This window comes from Protofrankia sp. Cj3 (assembly GCF_917627355.1).
Classification (GTDB): domain Bacteria; phylum Actinomycetota; class Actinomycetes; order Frankiales; family Frankiaceae; genus Protofrankia.
The window spans coordinates 1-4,551 of record NZ_CAKJTR010000270.1; the positions used below are offsets into that span (position 1 = coordinate 1).

General features: G+C 71.9%; 3 protein-coding genes and 1 pseudogene. 2 read left to right on the forward strand and 2 right to left on the reverse strand.

Features of this window, described 5'->3' with window-relative positions; all coding sequences use genetic code 11:
• Both MJ783_RS22060 and MJ783_RS22065 read left to right on the forward strand, forming a co-directional pair.
• Positions 1-1,053 (forward strand): hypothetical protein (locus MJ783_RS22060; protein ID WP_239313521.1); only part of this gene is annotated, 1,053 nt, incomplete at its 5' end.
• Between the two features lie 102 nt (positions 1,054-1,155).
• Positions 1,156-1,938 (forward strand): hypothetical protein, encoded by a 783-nt coding sequence (locus MJ783_RS22065; protein WP_239313524.1) that lies wholly within the window; start codon positions 1,156-1,158, stop codon positions 1,936-1,938.
• A gap of 263 nt (positions 1,939-2,201) precedes the next feature.
• On the opposite strand, the gene MJ783_RS22070 is transcribed toward MJ783_RS22065, so the two are convergent.
• Both MJ783_RS22070 and MJ783_RS22075 read right to left on the reverse strand, forming a co-directional pair.
• Positions 2,202-2,843: a response regulator transcription factor gene (locus tag MJ783_RS22070; protein WP_239313527.1), complete on the reverse strand. Its 642-nt coding sequence runs from the start codon at positions 2,841-2,843 to the stop codon at positions 2,202-2,204.
• Positions 2,844-3,130: 287 nt separating this feature from the next.
• Positions 3,131-4,551 (reverse strand): annotated as a pseudogene (locus MJ783_RS22075) (hypothetical protein); the annotation flags it as partial.

A 4,551-nucleotide genomic window follows, 5' to 3' on the forward strand; every position in this document is an offset into this window, starting at 1 on the left:
CACGCCGCGCGGCCACCGGGCCCGGATGAGCGGCCACGGCCGTCAGGCGGGCAGCGGCCAGCCGTGGCCGACCGGCCCGAGGCGTCCCGCCCGGTCCAGGGGCGTGACACCCTGTACCCATTTCCGCAGCATCGGGACTTCGACGTTCCGTCCGCTCCGTCCGCCGAGCCGGGCGGGGTGCAGCGAGGCCCGGTCGGGCACCGGCCGGCGTATCCCAGTGCCGACTCGGTGTTCGGGTACCACGGGCGTACCGCCGAGCCGCCCGCTCCCACCAGCGGCCCACGGGAGCGCGATCGTGGTCCTTTCCGTGCTCCGGCGGAAGCCGGCCAGCCTGGCGCCGGACCGGCCGGCGGATGGGAGCCGGCTGCGGCAGCCCCGGACATGAGCCTCGACGGCCGGGCCGGTGAGCTGCCCCAGGCGCGCCTGCGAGCCCCGGCAGGGAGATCTGGGCAGCTCCTTTCGGCCGAGCCTGCCGTTGCCCGGCAGCGTGCCGGCTGGGATGCCGATGCTCGGGAGAGCGCTGCCGAGGACGCCCCTGCCAGCGGTGTGGCTGCCGAACCGCCGCTGGGCATCGAGCGTGGCATCGTTGATCCGGATTGGGCTGTGCCGCCGCCGCGGCCGGCCAGGGCCGGCCGGCTCGCCGGCCTCGTCGTCGGTACGGCGGGCGCGGTCACCGGAGCGGGCGCGGTGTTGCCGTGGAGCACGCTGAGCAGCGGGGCGGAGACCCGTACCTTTTCGGGGCTGACGGTTGGCGACGGTCGTGTGACACTGGTTGTCGGTGTCGTCCTGTTGATGATCGGCTTCGCGCGCCTGTTCGGGCGTCCGGCGGGGGCAGCGGATGGGGTGGTTGCGCGGGTGCTCGCGGCCGGGGTCACGGTGCTGTCCACGATGGACATCATCGCGGGGCCGCCGCCGCTGGCATCCTTCCGTGGCATTTCCGCTGATCAGATAAGCGTTGTTCCCGGGCCCGGCGTCGTCCTGACCCTGGTTGCCGGGCTGGTCGCGCTTGTTGGTAGCTGGCTGTTGCGGCCCGCGCGCGTGATCCGGCGGTGAACATCCAAGGATCATGACTGGCCGGCTGGTTGGTCAGTCAGCTCCGCGGGGCGGCTGGCGCCATGGCCGGCCCGCGGCAGCTGACCGTACAGGGAGGAAGGCGTGTCCGAACAGGATCGCAGTCCATGGGGGCCGCCGACCGAGCGCATCGCTGACTGGAGCGGCGAGACCGATGCCGGCGGCCCGCAATCCCGACCCACTGGCGAGGACCGCGGACACGAGCAGGCACGGCGGTGGCGAGCGGAAAGGCGCGCGGCAATGGCCCGTACGGCCGATCCGCGCTGGGCCCGATCCGACGATGGCCCGCCGCCGGCGGACTGCGTCGCCGTGGCCGCGCTGGACGCTTGGGACGTCCCGAATAAGCTGGCGAGCGCTGGAGAACATCAGCTGTGGGGCGCGCCGCTGGGGGCCGACGCGAGAACAGCCGACGCGAGAACAGCCGGCGGCGGGCCGGGCCTGAGCCGAACGCTCGGCGGCTTGGTGGTGTTTGCCGCCGGTGCCGCGACAGCCCTCGCTTCGTTCATGACGTGGGCTACCGTGAGCGCTTTCGGGCTGATCGAGATCTCGGTCAAGGGCACCGACGCGGAGCAGTACGGCGCGACGACGCTGCTGTTCGGTGTCGTGTCCGCCGTTCTCGGCGGGACGCTGATGGTCCGTGCGCGAAGCGGCCTGCTCTGGATCCTCGCCGCGGTCACCGGGTCCATGATTGTTCTTATGGCGATGCTCGACCTGTTCCAGCTCCTGCGTGGCACCCGGCCGGCTGGTCTGGATCTTGGTATGTCGGTCCGGGTCGGGCCAGGTCTGTGGATCACGCTTCTCGGCGGCTTTGCCGTTGTCGGCGGTTCGCTGTTCGCCCGCTTCGGGTCACGCCGCGGCCGTCCCTGACAGGGTTATCCCTGACAGGGCCGTCCCCCAGATGGGGGTCCTTTCGTCCTGAGCTGTGGGGTCATGACACCGCGTGGCATCCGGGCCAAGCTGGGTGACGGTCGCTCAGCGGCCCCGAATGGCGCGCGTTTCCACCCTGAGACGGGGGGCGGGGTGGGACGCGGCCTGACGGCACGGGCGACGGGCGACGGGCGACGGATGGGCTCAGGACACGGCATGCCGCGGGTCCGCCCAGCTCTCTGGCGGGGCGGGTGGGCGTGGGGTCAGCCGGCGCTGTCGGGCCTGAGATGGCCGTCTTCCACCGCCCGGCGGTACAGGTCGATCTTTGTTGTCGCGTCGCGGCCGACCTTGCGGTACTTCATCCTGACCCGTTCGATGTACTGCTTGGCGGTCTCGGTCCCCACGTTCATGCGTTTGCCCACCAGCTTCATGGGCATCCCGCCCGCGTACAGCCGCAGCGCCTCGCGCTCCTGTGCGGACAGCGCCGGGCGATCCGGCGCGTCGTCGGTGAACAGGACGAAGGCGAGCTGGGGCGATACCCAGCCATTTCCGGCCGCCGCGGCCCGGATAGCCGTGGCTAGATCATCAACGGTTTCGGTCTTCGGCACGAAACCGTACGCACCGGCACGGATGGCCTCGCGGACAGCGGCCGGCGCCGCTGTCGCGCTGAACACCACCACGGCGGGGCCGGTGTCGATCAGCTGCCGGATGTTGTCCGGCGCGGTGCTGCCATCACCGAGGTCGAGGTCGAGCAGGACGACGTCGGCGTGCCTTCCCGGGCCGGCGAGCAGTTCCGCCATGGTGGTGGCCTTGGCCACGAGTGTGCAGTCGGGTGTCGCCGCGAGTAGTCCCTCAAGCCCGTGCAGGACGATCGGATGATCATCGACGGCCGCGACGGAGATCATTAGATCCGCGCTGCAAGGGCTCGGGCCCCGGGGCCTGGCAGGGCCTGCCACGTCACCCTTTCGAACATCTTGGTCCCTTCGGATCGGTTAAGAGCGACCGGCAACAGGGGACGCGGCGTCGCGGGGCTGGGGCACGCACCTCGCCGCGTTGTCGTCGGTCGCCACCCAACACCTCCGGTGACTCCCTCCGCCGCCTCGCGATGCACGCACCCCAGCCCCGTTCCTTGATCCACGCCCCTGTTGCCGGGCGCTCTAAGAGCGCCTGGTAACAGAGGTGGCGAGCGTCCTCATCGGCTCCATCGCAGTTCCAGGGAGCCGCGTCCGTCCGCCGTGTCCGTGAACGCGTCGAGATGGCCCTCCATCCGGTCGCCCACGCCGATGGCCCGGACGGCCCGCGCGCAGGCCGGAGAGGTGGGAGAGGCCGGAAACGACACGAACACCTGGGCCTCGTCGCTGCCGCCAAGCACGGTCAGCAGGACTCGGCCGGCGGCCACGGACGCGAGGGACTCGTCGACCATGCGGGCTATCGCGCTGCGGGCCCCGGCCGGTACAGCGCTGAGATCTCCGAGCAGCTGGGTCTCGATCCGCAGGCCCCGGCGCTCAGCGACGGCGATCACATGCTCGAGGTCCAGGACGGTTGTACCGGTGATCATCCGGCGCAAGGTCGCGGCCTGGGCGGCACAGCGGCTGCGCACGGCCTCGTCCGCCGGGTCGAGCAGACCGTCCGCGATCGCTTGGACCAGCGGCAGCGTACGGGTCGCAAGCATGTCCCAGCGGCGGGCGCGGTCGGCCCGGACCGTTACGGCGGAGATCTCCAGCGCGTTCAGCTCAGCCTCGGTGGCCACGATCCGCGCGACGGTCGGGCCAGCCGCGGCCATGGCACGGCGAACCACCATGACCGCCAGCGGCGGGACCCACAGCCCCCAGGCCACCGCGGCCAACCGGGTGAGCGCCAGCGGCCCCGGGCCGACCTCACGCAGGGCCAGCACGCCAGCCACAACCGTCACGGCCGTGGTACCGAGCAGGGCCTCCCTGACTGGGCGGCTCGCCGCCGTCGCCACCAGCAGCCAACCGGCACCGAGCAGTGCCCAGTTGGCGAAACCGACCACGTTGTAGCCACGGCAGGTCAGGCCGACCAGAAGTTCCGTGAGCACCGCGGTGGTCAGCAAAGCGGCGGACTCCCAGCCCCGCAGACCTCGCCGGAGCAGGACGGTGGCGGTGGCCACGGCGAGAACCGCCAGCGTGAGCCATAGCGCCAGCGAGAGCGCCGGCCAGCGGTAACTGCTCATCATGGTGACAGCCGGCAGCAGCACCGCCGCGTGCCAGCAGAGGACGAAGACGGCAACACCGCGGGCCAGCCCGGTCTCGTAGCGGGTGCGGATGAGCCGGCCGCTGTCACGGGTGAGCGCCGCCCGCTCGGCCTGTCCGGCGTCCCAGGCCGCTGCCGGCAGGTCGTGCCCGCCGTGGGTACCGGCGGCGCTGTCCCCAGGCGTCCCCCGGGCCAGGAACGCCTCCAGCACGGACAGGTCACGTGCGCAGCGGGCGCGGACATCGGCGGTGGGCACCGCCGTGGTCCCCCCCGCCCCGGCCGGGCCGGTGGGGTGAACGGCGCCCATCGCGATTCCGGTGAGGGTGTTGACGAGCGTGTCGTGAACAAGGCGTTCCTGCTCCCGGCGGTCCTGTGCCCGGGAGCGAACGATCGTTGCGA

What these genes read in the sequence shown, in the direction of transcription:
- MJ783_RS22070 (WP_239313527.1), bottom strand. Translation starts at nt 2,843, where the DNA reads ATGATCTCCGTCGCGGCCGTCGATGATCATCCGATCGTCCTGCACGGG.